Annotated in this window: 1 protein-coding gene; it reads right to left on the bottom strand. The window is 41.3% G+C overall.

What is annotated here, in order from left to right:
* Positions 1-178 precede the first annotated feature (178 nt).
* A partial coding sequence (locus tag ACYVTD_RS15285) for a hypothetical protein (protein WP_461248560.1) occupies positions 179-653 on the bottom strand: 475 nt, incomplete at its 5' end.

The following is a 653-nucleotide window of genomic DNA, read 5'->3' as shown; positions in this document are numbered from 1 at the left end:
ACCCTCAGTCCATTCGCTTCCATAAACTCCGGTATATATCCAAAAATAGCTGTTGGGCTTTTGGCATTCCCTTCAATTTCGCCATCCGTTTCTATGGCTTTCGGGGTTTGGGAAGAAGGCGTCACGCCCTTCTTCTTTCCCGACCCCATCGCGGATACGGCATTAAAGAAACCACCCATTATACGACATCCCCACCGAAGGCATAAATAAAACTATCGCCGATTAAATAGACGAGGTTTGACCCGGTCTTAAATTTTAGCGATAGTTGTTCCTTCGCGAACTCCTGCATTATTCGGGAAATCTCCGTGCACGAAATTACGAGGGTGCAATTTATTTTTAATGGCGTGGTAAAATTATGTTCAAACTTTGAAATGCCATTCTCGTAGGTCATTTTAATCTTGCCATTAGAAATGTTTAAATGAATGCTTTGCGTTCCCAATTTATTCGGCACCATATCCCTTGCTAGGGTAAATGCTTCCAGCATTTCGGAATCCACCTTCATATCATTTAGGTTTTCGTCTTCAAAATTTTCCAACTCCGCTTTCACATTCTCAAAATCAAATGTAAAATCAACCTTGCGTATATGGATATCAATACCCTCAAACTCAAACGACAGCCATTCCTTTCCAATTTTGAAGGTCTGCGTATACTTG

It is taken from the genome of Treponema sp. R6D11 (assembly GCF_054786075.1).
This window is presented reverse-complemented; position numbering and strand designations above follow the sequence as displayed.